Source organism: Micromonospora sp. DT233 (genome assembly GCF_049841815.1).
Taxonomy (GTDB): Bacteria; Actinomycetota; Actinomycetes; order Mycobacteriales; family Micromonosporaceae; genus Micromonospora.
Genome location: NZ_JBNCLB010000013.1, coordinates 150814 through 170102, shown reverse-complemented (window position 1 = coordinate 170102; position 19289 = coordinate 150814). Strand labels below are relative to the sequence as shown.

Annotated in this window: 10 protein-coding genes and 1 pseudogene; 5 read left to right on the top strand and 6 right to left on the bottom strand. The window is 76.6% G+C overall.

Annotated elements, in window-relative coordinates; all coding sequences use genetic code 11:
- Positions 1-296, top strand: a pseudogene (locus ACLQ2V_RS23090) (hypothetical protein); the annotation flags it as partial.
- Positions 297-378: 82 nt separating this feature from the next.
- Positions 379-1482, top strand: coding sequence for a DUF4185 domain-containing protein (locus ACLQ2V_RS23085; RefSeq protein WP_425720646.1), 1104 nt, complete (start codon positions 379-381; stop codon positions 1480-1482).
- A 78-nt stretch (positions 1483-1560) separates the two neighbouring features.
- Here ACLQ2V_RS23085 and ACLQ2V_RS23080 read toward each other — a convergent pair whose 3' ends face one another.
- A complete protein-coding gene (locus tag ACLQ2V_RS23080; RefSeq protein ID WP_425720645.1) occupies positions 1561-3132 on the bottom strand; it encodes a WD40 repeat domain-containing protein in 1572 nt (523 codons plus the stop codon).
- 118 nt (positions 3133-3250) lie between these two features.
- Positions 3251-3871: an L-threonylcarbamoyladenylate synthase gene (locus tag ACLQ2V_RS23075; RefSeq protein ID WP_425720644.1), complete on the bottom strand. Its 621-nt coding sequence runs from the start codon at positions 3869-3871 to the stop codon at positions 3251-3253.
- A gap of 81 nt (positions 3872-3952) precedes the next feature.
- Between ACLQ2V_RS23075 and ACLQ2V_RS23070 the strand changes: the two genes are divergently transcribed.
- Positions 3953-4354 (top strand): hypothetical protein, encoded by a 402-nt coding sequence (locus ACLQ2V_RS23070; protein ID WP_425720643.1) that lies wholly within the window; start codon positions 3953-3955, stop codon positions 4352-4354.
- A gap of 18 nt (positions 4355-4372) precedes the next feature.
- Here the strand turns inward: ACLQ2V_RS23070 and ACLQ2V_RS23065 are convergent, their stop codons facing one another.
- Genes ACLQ2V_RS23065 through ACLQ2V_RS23050 form a run of 4 tightly spaced genes read right to left on the bottom strand, consistent with a single transcriptional unit; the run spans position 4373 to position 15185 of the window.
- Positions 4373-4660 carry an acyl carrier protein gene (locus tag ACLQ2V_RS23065; protein WP_425720642.1) on the bottom strand — a complete coding sequence of 96 codons (288 nt, stop codon included), beginning with the start codon at positions 4658-4660 and terminating at the stop codon, positions 4373-4375.
- A complete protein-coding gene (locus tag ACLQ2V_RS23060) occupies positions 4657-7875 on the bottom strand; it encodes a non-ribosomal peptide synthetase (RefSeq protein ID WP_425720641.1) in 3219 nt (1072 codons plus the stop codon). Before ACLQ2V_RS23060 ends, ACLQ2V_RS23065 begins: the two co-directional genes overlap by 4 nt.
- 12 nt (positions 7876-7887) lie before the next feature.
- Positions 7888-9447 carry a class I adenylate-forming enzyme family protein gene (locus ACLQ2V_RS23055; protein ID WP_425720640.1) on the bottom strand — a complete coding sequence of 520 codons (1560 nt, stop codon included), beginning with the start codon at positions 9445-9447 and terminating at the stop codon, positions 7888-7890.
- Positions 9444-15185 carry an amino acid adenylation domain-containing protein gene (locus ACLQ2V_RS23050; RefSeq protein ID WP_425720639.1) on the bottom strand — a complete coding sequence of 1914 codons (5742 nt, stop codon included), beginning with the start codon at positions 15183-15185 and terminating at the stop codon, positions 9444-9446. The genes ACLQ2V_RS23055 and ACLQ2V_RS23050 overlap by 4 nt, the downstream gene beginning before the upstream one ends.
- Before the next feature lie 144 nt (positions 15186-15329).
- Here ACLQ2V_RS23050 and ACLQ2V_RS23045 point away from each other — a divergent pair, with 144 nt between their 5' ends.
- Entirely contained in the window at positions 15330-18161 is a 2832-nt protein-coding gene (locus ACLQ2V_RS23045; protein ID WP_425720638.1) for a condensation domain-containing protein, read from the top strand.
- An 85-nt stretch (positions 18162-18246) separates the two neighbouring features.
- On the top strand, positions 18247-19275 hold the full coding sequence (locus tag ACLQ2V_RS23040) for a P1 family peptidase (RefSeq protein ID WP_425720637.1): 1029 nt from the start codon (positions 18247-18249) through the stop codon (positions 19273-19275).
- Positions 19276-19289: the final 14 nt, after the last annotated feature.

Below are 19289 nucleotides of genomic sequence, written 5' to 3'. Positions count from 1 at the left end.
GCGACGGCAAAGCCGACATCGTCACCTTCACCTGCAACAACGACGCCGACGTCTACGCCGCCGTCTCCACCGGCACCGGCTTCGTCGGCACCACCGTCAAATGGCACGACTTCTTCTGCCTCCCCGGCGAATTCCCCTACCTCGCCGACACCAACGGCGACCACAAAGACGACCTCATCGTCTTCACCAAAGCCACCACCAACGACATCTACGTCGCCCCCTCCACCGGCACCACCTTCGGCCCATCCACCAAATGGCACGACTTCTTCGGCCTCACCGGAGAAACCACCCTCTGACGTCCCCGGCCCGGCCGCGCCGCCCGTCGCCCGGCCGGTGCCGAGGGCGCGCCCGGCGCGGGCCGGGCGGGAAGGAGCTGAGATGGCACTCGCCCGACGAGCGTTCCTGACCCGGGCCGCCGCGGTGGCCGCCGCGTCGGCCGTCGCGCCGGGGCTGGCCCTGCCCGCCCCGGCGCAGGCCGCGGCCTGGAAGAAGCGGGTCACCGGCGCCGACCTGGACACCAACCGGCGGTGGCAGGTCGCCGGCACCGACCTGGGCATCCCGTACGTGCTGGAGAACGGCTCGATCGGCTACCTCTTCGGCGACACCTTCAACACCCCGTGGCCCGAGGGGCCGCCGCTGCCCAACGACTGGCGCTCCCCGGTGATGCTGCGCTCCAACGTGCACCCGGGTTCCCCCGGCGGGATCGTCTTCGACAGCGCCGCGCGGGTGGCCGGCAACGGCCGCGCCCCGGAGCTGATGCACAACGGCCACCACGGCGTCGGCATCGACGGCCTCTGGGAGGTCACCGTCATCCCCAACGACGGGATCAGCTTCCCCGAGACCCGCCGGCAACTGATCTCGTACATGAGCATCGAGAACTGGGGCGGCCCGCACTGGCGGACCCGCTACGCCGGCCTGGCGTACTCCGACAACGGCAACGACTTCATCCGCACCCCGCTGAAGTGGTGGAACAACGCCGGCAACACCGACCCGTTCCAGATGTGGACGATGCAGCGCGACGGGGACTGGGTGTACGTCTTCTCCGTCCGCTCGGGCCGCCAGGACGGGCCGATGATGCTGCGCCGGGTCCGCTGGGACCGGCTGTTCTACCCCGAGTCGTACGAGGGTTGGGGCTGGAACGGCACCGACTGGGGTTGGGGCCGGCCCTGCACGGGGATCCTGCACGGCCGCTTCGGCGAGCCGTCGGTGCGCCGCCTGGGCGACGGCACCTGGGTGATGTCCTACCTCAACTGCGCCACCGGCTGCATCGTCACCCGCACCGCCAGCGGGCCGGACCGGGTCTGGACCGCAGAGAAGGTCCAGCTCACCCACTGGCAGGAGCCCTCGCTGTACGGGGGGTTCATCCACCCGTGGTCGGGCAGCGGGAGCGACGAGCTGCACCTGATGGTGTCGAAGTGGACCAGGACGCCCGAGGGCCGCAGCACCGCCTACCACGTGAGCCAGTTCGTCGGCACCGTCTGAGCCGGAAAGTCGCGCCCGGCGCCACGGGCAGCCGCGCCCGCCGCCGGGCGCGGCTCCGCCCGCTTCGCCCTGCGCGGCTCAGCCCGGTTCGCCCGGCGCGGTGGTGAGGGAGCGCAGCGCCGGCCGGAGGCGGATCTGCTCGACCGCGCGGTCGTAGCCGGCGAGCAGCAGCCGCGCGTCGTCGCCGTCGCCGACCTGGCACATCGACCGGATCCAGCCGCTCGAGTTGACCAGCATGCTCAGCAACGACCCGCTGCCCGTGCCCAGCGAGCCCCGGCGGGTGCCGGTCGCCGGGTCCCAGACGGTGATGCCGACGCCGTCCCCGGCGGCGGCGAGGAGGACCTCGCCGTCCATCCGCAGGGCGCAGAGCGCGTACCGGGGCGCGTCGTCGGCGAAGGAGCCGAGGCGCGCGCCGCTGTCGGGGTCCCAGAGGACCACGGTGCCGTCGCCGGCCGCCGAGGCGAGCCGGACCGCGTCGTCGTCGGTGACGGCGCAGACGGCGTGGACGCCGCCGCGCTGGGTGCCCAGCAGGCGCACCAGCGCGCCGTCGGCCGGGTCCCAGAGCCGGACGCCGCCGTCGGCGTGGCCGGCGGCGAGCAGGACCCGATCGCCCACCGGCACGGTGCAGAGCGCCCGGACGGCCCACCGCGCGTCCCGGCCGACGACCCGCACCCGGCGGCCGGTCTCCGGCTCCCAGAGCAGGATGCGGCAGTCGTCGCCGCCGGAGGCGAGCAGGACGGTGTCGCCGACCGGCACGGCGCAGAGGGCGTTGACCGGGCCCCGGTGCCCGGCGAGGGCGTGTACGGCGCGGCCGGTGCCGGGCTCCCACAGGTGCACCGCGTCGCCGTAGCCGGCGGAGGCGAGCAGCACCCGGCCGGGCGTGCCGACCGCGCAGACGGCCCGGACCAGGCCGGGGGTGAGCCGGTCGAGGGTCCGGCGCAGCGCGTCGGGGACCGGGGCCGGCAGCAACCCGGAGAGTTCGATGAGCACGCCGCCGACGCCCATCACCCGCAGCTGCTCGCCCGCGACCGGGTCGCCGACGCCGACGAGGTGCCCGAGCCCGCCGTACGCGACGAGCTCCCGGTCGTCGGCGGGCAGTGGCGTCACGCAGGCGTGCCACGGCCGGGTCCAGGCCAGGACGGCGCCGCCGACGAGGGTCGCCCCCGCGACCAGGCCGCCCAGCAGCAGGCCGGGCCAGCGCTGCGCCGCCTGCACCCCCGGCACCACCTCGACGGCGGCCAGGTACCACGTTGCCGGCACCGCGAACCGCGCTGCGAGCCGGGCCACGCCCAGCACGTCCGGCGGGAACGGCTCCGCCCGCAGCGCCCGGCCGCCGCCGCGCAGCAGCGGCAGGAGCACCGCCGGCGTCATCAGGAGCCCGCCGACGACCGCCACCACGCCGGGCCCGCCGGTGAAGGAGGCCAGCAGGACGAACGCGACGGCGGTGGAGAGGAAGCCGCGGATCCAGGGCGGCGTCCGGGCGAAGGCGAGCCGGGCCAGGCCCAGGGTCAGCGTCGCGCCGCCGGCCGTGAGCGCCGCTACCGCCGCCAGCGGCCCGAGCCCGTCGACCCGCAGGGCGTCCGGCTGCGACCAGCGCACCGCGAGCAGCACCAGCAGCGTCGCGGCGATCGGCAGGGTGAGTCGCAGCATCGGGGGTGACCTCGCTCTTCGCCGGGACTGACCGAAGGGGACGAACGCGGGTCCGATTGTGCCCAACGGCCGCCACCGTGCGTCAGCGGCCGGTCACCGCTGTCGAAGCGGGACGGGTCTATTCGAAGCGGGACGGGTCGCCCGCGCCGACGCGGACGACCTCGGGCGCGCCGCCGGAGAAGTCGACCACCGTGGTCGGCTCGGTGCCGCAGTCGCCGGAGTCGACGACCGCGTCGACGGCGTGGTCGAGGCGTTCCTTGATCTCCCAGCCCTGGGTCATCGGCTCGTCGTCGCCGGGCAGCAGCAGGGTGCTCGACAGCAGCGGCTCGCCCAGCTCGGCGAGGAGCGCCTGGGTGACGGCGTGCTCGGGGATGCGTACGCCGACGGTCTTCTTCTTGGGGTGCAGCAGCCGGCGGGGCACCTCCCTCGTGGCGGGCAGGATGAAGGTGTAGCTGCCCGGGGTGGCCGCCTTGACGGCGCGGAAGACGGTGTTGTCGAGGCGGACGAACTGGCCGAGCTGCGCGAAGTCCCGGCAGACCAGGGTGAAGTGGTGGCCGCTGTCGAGGTGGCGGATCTCCCTGATCCGCTCCATGCCCTCCTTGTTGCCCAGCTGGCAGCCCAGGGCGAAGCAGGAGTCCGTCGGGTAGGCGATCAACCCGCCGCCGCGCACTAGCTCGACCGCCTGGCGGATCGTCCTGGGCTGCGGGTTGTCGGGGTGCACGTCGTAGTACTTCGCCATGGGGCGAGCTTAGGCGGCACGCCTCTGTCGGTTTCCCGACAGTGCCCGATCGGCGTGCGGGTGGCCGTCCATCGTTGTCCCATGGTGCTTCGACCGACCCGCGTGGACGGGCACGCGGACGTGCCGCGCCGCCCGCCGATGCCCGGCCCCGTGCTGGCCACCGTGGCCGTCTTCACGCTCCTGGCGCTGCTGTTCACCCTGGCGACGGCGCACCGGCTGGTCGCCGACGACGGGTCGCTCGGCGCCGCCCTCTTCTTCGCCACGATGGCCGTCACCTGCGCGTTCGTGACGTTCGGCCTCTTCGGTCGCCGCCCGTGGGCGCGCTGGCCGGCGTGCGCCCTGGCCGGGCTCCTCGCGGTGGCCTCGCTCGGCCTCTTCGGGGCGATCACCCTGTTCGGGGTCGGCCTGCTGGCCTGGGTGCTCTGGGCGCTGAACACCCGCGCCGCCCGGCACTGGCTGACCGGCCGCCGCCGTTCGTGGTGACGACGGCGGGCCGGCCGGTCAGCCCCGGTCGACCGGGCCGGCCCCGGCAGTGCCGCCGTCGGGGCGGGCCGCCGCGAGCGTCGCCACCAGGTCGTCGAGGGTGTCCAGCCGGCCACCCGGGCCGCCGAGGTCGACCTCGACGTCGTACTCCAGCTCGAGGGCGTCGACCAGTCGCAGCAGGCCGAGGGAGTCGACGCCGAGGGCGACCAGCGAGCCGCCGTCGAGCACGGCGGCGGCCGGGACGTCGCCCCCGGTGGCCTCGCTGACCAGCTCGGCGACCCGGACGCGCAGCGCGGTGGTGGTCATCGGAGTTCCTCTCGGCAGGCTCGGACGATCTCGGCGATCTCCGCGATCGTGGGGGTGTCGAAGAAGGCGTCCAGCGGCACCTCGACGCCGAGGCGCTGCTGGATGCGCCCGCTGATCCGGGTGATGGTCAACGAGTGCCCGCCCAGGTCGAACAGGTCCTCGTGCACGCCGATGTCGGGGATCCGCAGCACCTCCTGCCAGATCTCGCGCAGCACGCGCAGCACCGGGTCGTCGCCGGCCGGGTTGGCCGCGTCGGGGTCGGTGGCGGTGGCAATGTCGGCGGTGGTGGTGTCGGTGGCGGACGGCGCGGCGTGCTGCGCCGGGGCGGGCAGCGCCGCGCGGTCGACCTTGCCGGTGGGGCCGACCGGCAGCCGGTCCAGCAGCACCCAGTCGGTGGGCAGCACCGCCGCCGGCAGGCTGAGCGCCAGGTGCCGGCGCAGCTGCGCCCGGTCGGCGACCGCCCCGGTGCGGGGCACCACGTACGCCACCAGCCGGGCCTCGCCGTCGGCGTCGGCGCGCAGCGTCGCCGTCGCCTCGGCCACCGACGGATGCTCCAGCAGCCGGGCGGCGACCTCACCCAGCTCGATCCGGTGCCCCCGGATCTTGACCTGGTCGTCGGCGCGGCCGAGGAAGTCGAGGCGACCGTCCGGCAGCCACCGGCACCGGTCGCCGGTGCGGTACAGCCGGGCGTCCCCGCCGGCGAACGGGTCGGTCACGAAGCGCTCGGCGGTCAGGTCGGCCCGCCCGAGGTACCCGTCGGCCAGCCCGGCCCCGGCGACGTACAGCTCGCCGGGGAGCCCGACCGGCACCGGCCGCCGGTCCTCGTCCAGCAGGTACGCCCGCACGTTCGGCAGCGGGCGGCCGATGGTCACCTCGTCGGGGTCGGCCGGCACCTCCTCGGCGGTGGCGTAGATGGTGGCCTCGGTCGGCCCGTACCCGTTGACCAGCCGGGCGACGCGGGCCCGCAGCTCGCGGGCCAGGGGGACCGGCAGGGCCTCCCCGCCGCAGAGGGCGACCAGCGGGCTCGTTTCCAGCCCCGCCTCCAGCAGCACCCGCCACCCCGACGGGGTGGCCTGGGCGTGGGTCACGCGTGCGGCGCGGATCAGCCGCAGCACGCCCGCGCCGTCCAGCGCGCTCACCGCCGAGGCGACGACCACCCGGCCGCCGGTGACCAGCGGCAGGAACACCTCCACCGCGGCGATGTCGAACGACGGCGAGGTCAGGTGCAGCCAGCGGTCCCCGGGGCGGCTGCCCAGCAGGTCGCGCATCCCCAGCAGCAGGTTGGTCAGGGCGCCGTGGCGCACCGCGACGCCCTTGGGCCGGCCGGTGGAGCCGGAGGTGTAGAGCACGTACGCCAGGTCGTCGGCGGCGGGCGGGTCACCGTCGCCGGGCGGGTCGGTCTCGCCGGTGGGTGCCGGGTCGGTCTCGCCGGTGGGTGCCCCGAGCAGGTCGAGCGGGTCGAGGGCGAGCACCGGCGGGCCGTCGTCGTCGATCGCCTCGGCGGCGGTCACCACCAGCGCCGAGGCGGCGTCGGCGAGCACCAGCCGCCGCCGGGCCGCAGGGTGGCCGGGGTCGATCGGCAGGTACGCGGCCCGGCGGCGCAGCACCGCCAGCAGCGTCGCCACCGCCTGCCAGGACCGGTCCAGGGCTACCGCGACCAGCGACCCCGCGCCGACGCCCCGCTGCCGCAGCAGCGCCGCGAGCCGCGCGGCGGCGGCGTCGAGCTCGGCGTAGCTGAGGGCGACGTCGCCGTCGACGACAGCCACCGCGTCCGGGTCCGCGGCGACCCGCGCGGCGACCAGCCCGGCCACCGTGACGTCGGGGTACGCCCGCGCGGTGTCGTTCCAGCCCCGGGTGACCCGGTCGAGTTCGTCGGCGGGCAGCACCGGCAGGTCGGCCACCGGCCGCAGCGGGTCGGCGACGGCGGCGGCGAGCAGGGTGCGCAGCTGGGCGCCGATCCGGGCGACCGCGTCGGCGTCGATGGCGCTCGGGCTGTGCTGCAGGCTCACGGTGAGCCCGGTGGGGTCGTCGACGATCTGTACGTGCAGCGCGTTGCGGGCCGCGCCGCCGAAGAGGGTCCACTGGACCTCGGTGGCGATCCCGGGGAAGGTGGGCTCGTCGCCGCGCCGCCGGTAGCCCACGGAGACCGCGGTCAGCGCGGGCGCGGGGCGCAGCCCCGACACGGCGTGGGCGAGGGGGACCGCCCGGAACCCGTACAACTCGCGCAGCCGGGCCCGCACGGCACGGGCGTGTTCGGCGAACGTGCCGGCGGGTGGGTCGACGGCGACGGGCAGCTCGTTGACGAACAACCCGACCTGGTCGGCCTGCGCGGGCGTGCGGGTGGAGAGCGTGACGCCGACGGCGACGCCCCGGTTGCCGTACCGGGCCAGCAGGGCGTGCACCGCCGCGAGCAGCAGCTCGAACCGGGTCACCCCGAGCGAGTCGGCGGCCCGGCCCACGCCGTCGGCCAGCCCGGCGGGCAGCTCGACGTCGACGGCGGCGCCGGGTTCCGCGCCGGTGGGCAGCCGCCGCAGGCCGGGCAGGACCACGTCGCCGCGGCCGGCCCAGTGCCGCGCCCAGTGGTCGCGGGCCGCCGGCAGCTCGGCCGCGACGCGTTCCCGCTCGGCCGCCGCGTGCCCGGCGTGCCCGTCACCGCCCGGGGCGGCCCACGCCGGCCGGCCGGCGAGCGCGGCGGCGTAGGCGTCGGCCAGGTCGCGGGCCAGCACGTCCTTGGACATCCCGTCGAAGACCAGGTGGTGGACGCAGACCAGCAGCAGGTGCCGGCCGTCGGCGGCGGTCAGCAGCGTGAACCGCGACAGCGGCCCGACCCGCAGGTCGTGCGGGCGGGCCAGCTCCTCGGCGACCCGCGCGGGCGTCCACTCCGCGAAGGTGACCGCCGGCCGGACGTCGGCCGGCACCAGCGCCGGCATCCCGCCGCCGCCCGGCGTCCCGCCGCCGGTGTGGGCGGCCCGGGTGGCGGCGTCGTCGGTGGCGACCTGGGTGGCGGCGTCGTCGGTGGCGACCCGGGTGGCCAGGACCGGGTGCTGCTCGACCACCGCCGCGCACGCCTCGACCAGCGCCCGCCGGTCCAGGCCGGCGTCGAACCGGATGCCGAGCGCCATGTGGTACGCCGTGCCGGCGACCCCGGCCTGCTCGGTGAACCAGACGGCGTGCTGCGCGTATGTCGCCTCGGCGGTGCCCACATGCTCTCCCATGAATCGCGGGTGTCAGTGCTCGAACAGGCCGGTGAGTTGACGCTTGAGCACCTTGCCGCCCTCGTTGCGGGGCAGGTGCTCCAGCAGCAGCAGCCGGGCGGGTAGCTGGTGGTCGGCGAGCCGGTCGGCGAGGAAGCCGCGCAGCGCCGGCAGGGTCAGCCCGTCGGCGACGGCGTGCGGCGGGGCCGGCCCGTCGGCGGTGGGCGCCGGGGCGAACCCGTCGGCGGCGGGCGGCCGGGGGACCACGGCGGCGGCGACGGCCGAGCCGAGCACCGGGTGCGGCACCCCCACCACGGCGGCCTCGGCGACCAGCGGGTGCTCGTGCAGCGCCGCCTCCACCTCCAGCGAGGAGATCTTGAACGCGCCGGACTTGATCACGTCCTGGTGCCGGTCGGTGAGGTACAGGTAGCCGTCGGCGTCGATGCGGCCGATGTCGCCCATTCGCACCCAGCCGTCGCGGAAGGTGTCCCGGTTGGCGGCGGCGTCGCGGTAGTAGGCGCGCGGGTACGGGGCGCGCAGCCACACCTCGCCGGTCGTGCCCGGCGGCAGCGGGTCGCCGTCGGCGTCGGCGATGCGTAGCTGCCCGCCGACCGGCCGGCCCACCGCGTCCCGGCGGGTTGGGTCGTAGATCATCGTGGTCTGGGCCGGCGCGGCCTCGGTGGAGGTGTAGTAGTTGACGATCGTGGCCTCCGCGAAGACCTCGGCGAGCCGGGCCGCGACCGCCGGTGGCAGCGCCGCCGCCGTCGACCCGACCAGGTGTACGCCACTGGTGTTCCGCCCGCGCAGCGCCCCCGAGTCGAGCAGCTCGATCGCCATCGACGGGACGACGAAGAGCGTCCCCGTGCCCGGGGTGTCGATCAGGCGGGCGAAGCGGGCCGGGGTGAACGCCGCCAGGGTGAGCGCGCCGGCGGTCGCGGTCAGCGCGTTGAAGAGCATGGTCTGCCCGGCGTTGGTGCCGATGGCGAACGCGTGCAGGAACCGCTGCGAGTGGCCCAGCGCCAGCCGGCGCGGGTGGGTCGGTGCGCCGGCGGTCAGGTTGGCGTGGCTGGCCCCGACGCCCTTCGGGCGGCCGGTGGTGCCGGAGGTGTAGAGGATCTGGGCGAGGTCGCCGGGGCGTACCGTCGGCAGGTCGGCGTCGGTCGCGGGCTCGGCGGCCAGCTCACCGGCGCGCCAGACCGGCAGGCCGGCCGGGGCGGGCGGCGCGGCGGTGTCGTCGCCGCGCACGACGGCGCCGGCCGCGCAGTGGGTCAACGCGTGGTCGAGCTGCCCGGCGGCGAGCCGGTCCGACAGCGGCACGGCGACCCCACCGGCCCGCAGCACCCCGCAGTACGCCACGGCGAAGCGGGTCCAGTCGCGGGCGCCGAAGACCAGCCCGACCCGGTCGCCGGGGCGCAGGCTCCGGCGGCGCAGCGCGGCGGCCACGGCGGTGGCCTCGGCGGACCACCGCGCGAAGGTCAGCGCGTCCACCCCGGCCACCTCCACCGCGACCCGGTCGGGGTGCAGGGCGGTGCGCCAGGCCAGCAGCTCCGGCACCGTCCGGGCGGCGGGCCGGCCGGCGGCCGTCGCGGTCACCGCCGCGCCTGCCCGGACGCGGCCACCGGGGCCGCCGCGGCGACCGGAGCCGGGGCCGGGGTGCCGACTGCGGGGCTGGCCGGCGCGCCGTCGGCGGGGGTGGTCCCGGCGGTGGTGGCGGCGGTGCGGGCCTGGCGCTCCTCGATGCCGACCAGGTCGTCCGGCGGGGCGTCGGGGACCTCGTCGTCGAACCGGGACAGCACCGGCGTGGCCAGCGCGACGAGCGCGGTCAGCGCGATGCAGACCCCGAAGACGAGGTACAGCAGGCCGTGGCCCCGGCCGGGGCCGACGCCGATCACCGCGCCGACCGTGCCGGCCAGCGCCCCGCCGGGCAGCAGCAGCGGCTCGGCCGCCCGCGCGGCGAGCGGGGCGACGAGCCCCCAGCCCAGCGGCATCGTCGACCAGGCGATCATCTGGTTGAGCGCGAAGACCCGACCGTGGAAACGCGCCGGCACCTTCGTCTGGATGATCGTGTTGTAGACGCCGTTGACCACGCCCAGCGCCAGGTACATGCCGAACGCGCCCGCCCCGACCAGCAGCGGGTCCGGCCGCAATCCGGTCAGCACGGCGGCCACCGCGATGCCGAGGGTGCCCAGCAGCACCGCCCGCATCCGGCGGCGGCGCGGGCCGCCCCAGACCAGCATCACCAGGCCGCCGACGGCCGCGCCGACGCCGCCGGTCAGCGCCACCCGGGCCACCTGGTCCAGGTCGGCGAAGCCGAGCACGAGCGGGGAGAGCAGGTACAGCGCCGGGAAGAGGAACAGGTTCAGGGCGGCGAAGAAGGTCAGCATGGCCCGGAACTCGCGCCGCCGCAGCGCGTACCGCAGGCCGGCGAGCATCTCCTCGCCGATGCCCTCCCGGCGTTGCAGGGCCAGGGTGCGGGGGAACTTGACCAGCCCCAGCACCGCGATCGCGAACGCGTACGACGCCACGTCGAGCAGCAGGATGCCGCGCAGCCCGACCGCGTCGAGCAGGGCCACCGCGAGCAGCGGGACGGTGAACTGGGTCAGCCCCATGGCGGTCTGGGTGACGCCGTTGGCGTGGCCGAGGAAGCGTTTGGGCACCAGCTGCGGCACGGCCGAGACGAACGCGAGCCGTTGGCAGGCCAGCGCCACCGACAGCCAGGCGACCAGCGGATAGAAGTGCCAGACCTGCACCCGGTCGGTCAGCACCAGGGCGGCCATGACCGCGTTCGCGCCCCCGGCGGCGACGCCGGCCAGCAGCAGGATGCGCCGCCGGCTGGTCCGGTCGACCCAGGCGCCGGCCAGCGGGGCGACCAGCAGCCCGGGCAGCAGGCCGAGCACGGCGAAGAGGGCGAACCGGGCCAGCGACCCGGTCTCCAGGTAGATCCACAGGGGGATCGCGAAGTTCGTCAGCGCGGTGCCCATCGAGGAGACGACCTGCCCGGCGGCGACCAGCCCGAACCGCCGCATGCTCGGCGCGGGCGCGGGCGCCGCGCCGGCCGCCGGGACCGCCGCGCCCGAGGCCGACGCACCCGAGGCACCCGAGGCGGACGACGCCGCCGCTGCGCCCGGCGCGGCGAGGGCTGGGGCTGCACCCGGCATGTCGGGTGTTCCGGCGGGCTGGTGGGAGACGGCGACCAGCTCCCAGGACGGCGCCGGCCCGCCGGCGGGCGCGGCGGATCCGGGTGACCGGCCCGGCGCGGCCACCGGCGCGGGCGGCCCGGCGACCGGGGTCGGGGCGGCGACCTGCCGGTGCACGGTCGTGACGATCTCGGCCAGCTCGCCGGCCCGGTACTTCAGGAAGTAGTGCCCGGCCTCGTCGAGCACCGCCAGGGCGGTGCGGTCGCTGAGGAAGTGCCACTCGCGGAACCGCTCGTCGTGGTAGTCGGTGCTGCGGTCCCGCTCGCCGACGACCGAGACGACCGGCGCCCGCAGCGGCGTCACCCGCCGGCGCATCAGCTCGGTGAAGTACTCCTCGCTGACCCGGGCGTCGTGGCGCATCGCCCGGATCAGGAACGCCGCCTCGTCCGGGGCGAGGGAGCCGACCGAGGTGCCCTGCGCCTGCAACCAGGTCCGGTAGATCCGGTCGCTGCGCAGCCGCTCGGCCAGCCGCAGCCGCAGCAGCGGGCCGAGCAGCCCGCCGGCGGGCCGGCCGAACGGGAAGACCGCGCCGAGGTAGACCGCCTCGAGGTCCCGCCCGGCGGCCTCCAACCGCCGGGCGACCTCCACCGCGAGGGCGCCGCCGGGGCCGCAGTGCCCGTACAGGATCAGCGGGCCGGCCACCCGGGACAGGACCTCCGCCGCGACGTCGGCGGCGACCTGCTCGATCGGCGCGGGGTCGTCGGCCAGGCCGATGTCGTGGCCGGGCATGGCCACCGAGAGCAGCCGGTAGCCGGCCGGCAGCGCGTCGGCCAGCGGCTGGTACACCACCGCGCTGCCGCCGCCGTACGGAACGCAGACCAGCGTCGCCACCCGGTCGGCGGCGGCCACCGGCGGGGTCAGCTCGTGCAGCAACCCACCCGGCCCGGTGTCGCCGCCGGCGGCCAGGGCGGCCAGTTCGCGGACCGTGCGGTGCCGGAACAGGTCCATCACGCTGACCGTCCCCGTCGCGCCGCCGTCGACGCCCGGCAGCTCCCGGCGCAGCCGGGCCACCACCTGCGTGGCCAGCAGCGAGTGCCCGCCGAGGTCGAAGAAGTCGTCGGTGACGCCGACCTCGGCCACCCCGAGCACGGCCCGCCAGATCCCGGCGATCAGCGTCTCCACCGGGCCGACCGGCGGCACCCGCTCGCCCGCCGGCGCGTCGTCGGTCGGCTCGGGCAGCGCCCGCCGGTCCACCTTCCCGTGCTCCTGCAACGGCAGCCGGTCCAGCACCACCCAGCGGCCGGGGACCATGTGCTCGGGCAGCCGGTCGGCCAGCACCCGGCGCAGCTCGGCCGGCGCGGGCACCGCCGCCCCGGGGGTCGGCTCCAGGTAGGCCACCAGGCGCTCGGCGCGCAGCAGCACCGCCGCCTGCTGCACCCCCGGGCAGTCGCGCAGCGCGGCCTCCACCTCGCCCAGCTCCACCCGGTAACCGCGGATCTTCACCTGGTGGTCGCGGCGGCCCAGGAACATCAGCTGCCCGTCGGCCGACCACCGGCCCAGGTCCCCGGTGCGGTAGAGGCGGGCGCCCGGCGGCCCGTACGGGTCGGGCACGAACCGCTCGGCGGTCAGGCCCGGCCGGTTGAGGTAGCCCCGGGCCAGGCGGTCCCCGCCCAGGTACAGCTCACCGGGCACCCCGACGGGCACCGGGCGCATCCGCTCGTCGAGCAGGTGCACCCGGGCGTGCGGCAGGGGCCGCCCGGTCGGCACCGGGCCCGCCGCCGGGGCGTCGGCGCGCACCTCGTAGGCGGCGACGCCGACGGTGGCCTCGGTGGGGCCGTAGTGGTTGAACACCCGGGTCGCCCCGGCGGCGGCGAGCGGAACGATCCGCTCCAGGTCGGAGGCCTCCCCGCCGAGGATCAGCGCGCGGGCCGGCAGCAGCTGCGCCGCCGGGCTGTCGGCGGCCAGCGCCGCCAGGTGCGACGGGGTGATCTTCAGGTAGTCGATGCGCTGGGCGCGCAGCTGCGCGGCCAGCTCCGCCCCGGTGCACCGGCGTTGCAGCAGGTGCACCGTCCCGCCGGTGGCCAGGGCCAGGTAGAAGACGGTGACGGCGAAGTCGAACGACATCGACTGCAGCAGCGCGTACCGGGCGGCCGGGACGACCGCGAACCGGTCGGCCACCCCGTTGAGGTAGCGCAGCACCTGCCGGTGGGCCACCGCCACGCCCTTCGGGACGCCCGTGGAGCCGGAGGTGTAGATGACGTACGCCAGGTTCTCCCCGCTCGCGCCGCCGGGCGGCGGGGTGTCGGGGTGGGCGGCGACCTCGGCGGTGATCGCGTCCAGGAAGGTCGCCTCGGCACCCGCGCCGGCGGGTAGCCGGTCGCGCAGCTCGGTGCTGGTCAGCACCGCCGCCGGGCGGGCGTCGGCGAGCATCAGGCCCAGCCGGGCCGGTGGCTGCTCCGGGTCCAGCGGCAGATACGCCCCGCCGGCCCGCAGCACCCCCAGCAGCGTCACGGCCAGCTCCACCGACTGCTCCAGCAGCACCCCGACCAGGGCGTCCGGGCCGACGCCGCGCCCGCGCAGCCAGTGCGCCAGCCGGTTGGCCCGCCGGTCCAGCTCCCGGTAGCTCACCGCCTGCGCGCCGCAGACCACCGCCGGGGCGTCGGGGGTCGCCGCGACGTGCGGGGCGATCAGCTCGGCGAGGGTACGCGCCGCCCCGGTGGCCCCCGCCCCGCCGCCGGGCGCGGGGGGCTCGTCGTCGGGGCGGGAGAGCGCCAGCACCCGGTCCCGCTCGGTGGGGTCGAGCAGGTCCAGGTCGACCACCGGCAGCTCCGGCCGGGCGACCGCCGCGCGCAGCAGGGTCACCAGGCCGGCTGCCAGCCGGGCGATCGTCTCCGCGTCGAAGAGGTCGCTGTTGTAGACGAACATGCCGCGCAGCCCGTCGTCGGCCTCGCTGACGTACAGCGACAGGTCGAAGCGGGCAGCGGGGGCGTCCGCGCCGAGGCCCTCGACGCGCAACCCCTGCGGCCACCGGCCGCCGGTGCGGGCGTAGTTCTGCAGCGTGAACAGCACCTGGAACACGGGGGAGCGGCTGACGTCGCGGGGCACGTTCAGCTCCCGGACCAGCCGCTCGAACGGGATCTCCTGGTGGGCCAGCCCGCGCACGACCGTGCCCCGGGTGCGCCGCAGCAGCGCCGCGAAGCTGGGCTCGGCGGCGGGGGAGCCGGCGGTCGCGGCCACCGGGGAGAGGTCGGCGCGCAGCGCGAGGGTGTTGACGAAGAGGCCGATCAGGTTCTCCAGCTCCGGCACCACCCGGCCGGCGACCGGGGAGCCGACGGCGAAGTCCCGCTGGCCGCTGTGCCGGAACAGCACCGCCTGCAGGCCGGTGAGCAGCGTCATGTAGAGGGTGGCGCGGTGCGCCCGGCCCAGCCGGCGCAGCCCGTCGGTCAACTCGGCGTCGACGGCGAAGCGGTGGGTGCCGCCCGCGTACGACTGCATGGCCGGTCGGGGTCGGTCGGTGGGCAGCTCCAGCGGGGGCACCCCGGCCAGCGCCCCGGCCCAGTACGCGGTGCCGGCGGCGGCCGCCCCGGCGTCGAGCCGGTCGCGCTGCCAGGCGGCGTAGTCGACGTACCCCATGGTCGGCGCGGCCGGGGGCGCCCCGCCGTCGCGCAGCGCGCCGTACTGCGCCGCCACCTCGCCCAGCAGCAGGTCCAGCGACCAGCCGTCGCCGACGATGTGGTGCATGGTCAGGTGCAGGACGTGGTCGCACCCGTCGAGCCGGAGCACCAGCGCCCGCAGCAGCGGCGCGGCGCCGAGGTCGAACGGGGTGCGCAGGTCCCCGGCCACCAGTTCGCGGGCGTGCTCCGGCGAGGCGGCGTCGACGACCGTGACCGGCACCCGCACCTCGGGCGACACCCGCACCACCGGTTCGCCGTCGCCGTTGTCGGCGAAGCGCATGCGCAGGCTGTCGTGCCGGGCGGCGACGCCGTCCAGGGCGGCGCGCAGCAGGTCGACGTCGAGGGGGCCGCGCAGCCGGGTCGTCGACCAGAGCAGGTACGCGGCGGTGCCGGGGGTGAGCTGCTCGGTGAACCAGATCCGTTCCTGGCCGAAGGAGAGCGCCGGCCCGTCCGGTCCCGGGCGCGACGGCGCGGCCGGCGCAGCGGGCGCGGCCCACGTCGATACGTCCACATTGGTCACGCCGATGCCTTCTCACACACGCCGGTGCCGGACAGGGGCCCGTAGTCTGCCCGCTACGCACCGCGCATCGCGTCGTCTGATCGGTCCACGGTGGAGAATCCGATCGTCCGACCCGGCGGGGCGGGCGCCGACGTACGGTCGGGAATGCGATTCGCCGATGCCGTGGTGCCCGCCGAGTGGGCGAGCGAGGCCCTGCTCTTCGTGCCCTTTTCCGGCCCCGGGGCGGGCGACGCCCCGCTGACCTGGGCCCAGGGGGTGACGTGGCGGGCCACCGCCCGGTACGGCTCCAACCACCGGTTCCTCAACCTGCGCCGCACGGTGCCGGTCTCCGCCCGAGCCGGAATGGACGTCGAGCGCGCCGCCGCCGCCCTCGGCGCGTTGGTCGGTCGGCACGGGTCGCTGCGTACCCGGATGCCCACCCGTGACGGCGAGCCGTGCCAGCGGACCGCCGCCACCGGCCACCTGCCGGTGCTGGTGCTCACCGGCGACGGCGACGGCGCGGCGGCCGCCCGGGACGCCGCGGCCCGGCTCGGCGACGTCGCGTTCGACCAGGGCGCCGAGTGGCCGGTGCGGGTCGCGGTGGTCACCGTGGCCGACCGGGTACGCCAGGTCGTGCTGGTCTTCAGCCACTCCACGGCCGACGCGCACGGCGTCGAGGTGGTCCTGCGCGACCTGCGGCTGATCCTGCTGCGTGGGCGTATCGACGCCCCGCCCGGCCTGCAGTCGGTGGACGTGGCCCGGCTGCAGCACGGCCCCGACGTGCGCCGCTCCGAGCGTTCCGTGGCGTACTGGCTGCGGGAGTACGCGCGGTTGCCGGCCGAACCGCTGCCGCCCGGCGGTCCCGGGCTCGGCCCCCGGCTGCGGCGGGGCGTGCTGGTCTCCTCGGCGGTGGACGTGGCGGCCCGGATGGTCGCCGCCCGGCACCGGGTCAGCACCTCGGCGGTGCTGCTCGCCGGCGTCTGCGCCCTGGCCGCCGCCCGGTCCGGGCGGGAGCGCTGCGGCCTCTTCCCGATGGCGCACAACCGCTTCCCCGCCGGGTACGCCGACGCGGTCGCCAACCTCGGGCAGATCGGCTTCTGCGTGGTGGACCTGGCCGACCGGCCGGCGTTCGGGGAGGTGGTCGCCCGCGTCTGGAGGGCGTCGCTGAGCGGGCTGCGGCACGCCTTCTACGACCCGGCCGCGCTGCGCCAGGGCTTCGCCGACGCCGGCCACGAGTACGCCTCGATTTTTCTGCCGCACTACTACTTCAACGACGTCCGGCTGCCGGTGGGCGGCGCCACCGTGCCGCAGGCGAGCCGGCGGGAGCTGCGGGCCGCCGCCGCCGACACCAGCTTCTCCTGGACCACCGGGATGGACCAGGCCTCCTGGCACCTGCTGACCCACGTGGTCGACGAGCCGGGCGGGGTGGGGCTCACCCTCACCGTAGACACCCGGCACGTCGCGGTCGACACGGTGGAGCCGTTCCTGCGGGAGCTGGAGGAGCTGCTGGTGGAGGCGGCCTTCGCCGACGTGCCCTGGCCGACGCCCGCCCCGGCGGCCCCGGTCCTCGCGCCGCCGGTGCTGCGCCCGGCCGCCGCCGGGGAGACCATGGCGTACGCGCCGTTCACCGCAGGTCGGGCCGCGACCGGCCCGCTCACCTGGGGCCAGCGGGCCATGTGGCGGGCCGTCGAGGAGTTCGAGTCGCCGACCCACAGCTTCCTCAACCTGCGCCGGGTGCTGGCGCTCTCCCGGCGGGCCGACGTGGACGGGCCGCGCGCCGTGGCCGCGATAGCGGCCCTGGTGGCCCGGCACGAGTCCCTGCGCACCCGGGTGCGGGCGGTCGACGGCGAGCTGTACCAGTGCGCCGCCGGGGCGGGGCGGCTGCCGGTCCTGGTGCACCCCGTCGCCGACGCCGAGGTCGACCCGGACGGTTCGGCGGCCGCCGCGGCCCTGGCCGACCGGCTGGGCGGGCCCCGCTTCGACCACGCCGCCGAGTGGCCGGTGCGGGCCGCCGTGGTCACCGTGCACGACCGGGTACGCCAGCTCGTGGCGGTCTTCAGCCACTCCACGGTGGACTTCCACGCCGCCGAGGCGGTGCTGCGCGACCTGCGGATGCTCGTGCTGCGCGGGTCGCTGGCCACCCCGCCCGGTCTGCAGTCGGTCGACGTCGCCGAGCGCGAGCGGGACGGGGAGCGCGGTCGCAGCGAACGGGCGGTGGCGTACTGGCTGCGGCGCTTCCCCGGCCTCACGGTGGGCCTCTTCGCGCCCGTCGGCCCCGGTGGGACCCCCCGCTACCGCCGGGGTTCGCTGCTCTCCGGGGCGCTGCGCCACGCGGTCCGGCTCGTCGCCGCCCGGCACCAGGTCAGCACCGCCACCGTCCTGCTGGCCGCGACCGCCGCCGCGCTGACCGCCGAGGTCGGCGGGGCGGTCTGCGGCGTGTTCACCATGGTCAACAACCGCTACCTGCCGGAGTACGACGCCGCGATCAGCAAGCTCAACCAGATCGGCCTGTGCCGGCTGGAGCTGGCCGACCGGCCCGGCTTCGCCGAGCTGCTGTCCCGCGCCCGGGGGGCGTCGCTGGACGCCTACCGGCACGCCTACTACGACCCGGGCGAGCTGGAGCGCGCCTTCGCCGAGCGGGGGATCGACCAGCAGACCGCCCTGGCCCCGTTCTGCTACCTCAACGACATCCGGCTGGGCCACGACGTCGACCCCGGGCCGGGCACCCCGGACGAGGCGACGCTGCGGGCGGCGGCGGCCCGCAGCACCTTCCGCTGGCACCAGGAGCTGGAGCGGTTCGCCTGGCGCTGCCGGGTGCAGGTGATCGACGCCCCGGACGCGCTGGAGCTGGCGATCACCGTGGACACCCGCTACCTACCCCCGGAGCGGGCCGAGCGCTTCCTGCGCGCCGTCGAGGCCCTGGCCGTCGAGGCGGCGTGGCGCGACGTGCCCTGGCCGTGGTCCCCGCCGCCGCAGGGCGACCCGGCGCAGCGCTGACGCCGGGAGTGCCTGCCCGCCGCCGGTCGGGGCGGGTGATCCGCTGGCGGTACGGTGCGGGGGCGACCACGACGACGGGAGGGCCATGGGCCAACCGCCACGCCGGGCCCGACAGCTCGGCATCATCGTCGGCGGGCTGCCGACCGGCCCGCTCAACGCCATCACCGACGTGGCCGACGTCCTGGTCGGGCAGTGCACCATCGACGACGGCGCCGACCTGCACACCGGCGTGACCGCCGTGGTGCCCCGGCTCGCCGCCGGGGCGCTGCCGGCGGCCGTCTCCGTCGGCAACGGCTACGGCAAGCTGGTCGGCTCGACCCAGGTCGACGAGCTCGGGGTGCTGGAGTCACCGATCGTGCTGACCGCGACCCTGTCGGTCTTCCGCGCCGCAGACGCCCTGCTCGGCTACCTGATGGAGCGGGATCCGGCGGGCGTGTCGTTCAATCCGCTGGTGGGGGAGACCAACGACGGCTACCTCTGCGACATCCGCCGCCGCCCGGTGACCGAGCGGCACGTGCGCGACGCCGTCGCGTCCGCCTCGGCCGGGTTGCCGGCGGAGGGCTGCGTCGGCGCGGGCACCGGCACCACGGCCCTGGGTTTCAAGGCCGGCATCGGCACCTCGTCGCGGCGGGTCGACGTCGACGGCGCGGCGCGCACCGTCGGCGCCCTCGTCCAGTCGAACTTCGGCGGCACCCTCACCGTGCTGGGCACCCCGATGCCCGCCGCCGAGCTGGTGGCGGGGGGCGCGGGGGAGGAGCCGCCCGGCAACTCGTGCATGATCATCGTGGCGATCGACGCGCCGCTGGACGCCCGCCAGCTCGGCCGGCTCGCCCGCCGGGCCGTGTTCGCCATGTCCCGGGTCGGCGCGGCGTACCAGCACGGCAGCGGCGACTACGCGATCGCCTTCAGCACGGGCCCGCGACCGCGGCCGGTCCCCGACGCGCTGCTCGACCCGCTCTTCGCCGCCGTCGGGGACTCGGTCGAGGAGGCGCTGCTCAACTCGCTCTTCATGGCCGTGACCACCACCGGGCTGCGGGGCCGGGTGCGCCACGCCGTCCCGCACCAGCAGGTGCTGCGGCGGCTCGCCGCCGCCGGCCGGCTGCACCCGGCGTAGGACCCTGCCTTCGG

What these genes read in the sequence shown, in the direction of transcription:
- ACLQ2V_RS23070 (WP_425720643.1), top strand. Translation starts at nt 3,953, where the DNA reads ATGGTGCTTCGACCGACCCGCGTGGACGGGCACGCGGACGTGCCGCGC.
- ACLQ2V_RS23085 (WP_425720646.1), top strand. Translation starts at nt 379, where the DNA reads ATGGCACTCGCCCGACGAGCGTTCCTGACCCGGGCCGCCGCGGTGGCC.
- ACLQ2V_RS23060 (WP_425720641.1), bottom strand. Translation starts at nt 7,875, where the DNA reads ATGGGAGAGCATGTGGGCACCGCCGAGGCGACATACGCGCAGCACGCC.
- ACLQ2V_RS23065 (WP_425720642.1), bottom strand. Translation starts at nt 4,660, where the DNA reads ATGACCACCACCGCGCTGCGCGTCCGGGTCGCCGAGCTGGTCAGCGAG.
- ACLQ2V_RS23040 (WP_425720637.1), top strand. Translation starts at nt 18,247, where the DNA reads ATGGGCCAACCGCCACGCCGGGCCCGACAGCTCGGCATCATCGTCGGC.
- ACLQ2V_RS23075 (WP_425720644.1), bottom strand. Translation starts at nt 3,871, where the DNA reads ATGGCGAAGTACTACGACGTGCACCCCGACAACCCGCAGCCCAGGACG.
- ACLQ2V_RS23045 (WP_425720638.1), top strand. Translation starts at nt 15,330, where the DNA reads ATGCGATTCGCCGATGCCGTGGTGCCCGCCGAGTGGGCGAGCGAGGCC.
- ACLQ2V_RS23080 (WP_425720645.1), bottom strand. Translation starts at nt 3,132, where the DNA reads ATGCTGCGACTCACCCTGCCGATCGCCGCGACGCTGCTGGTGCTGCTC.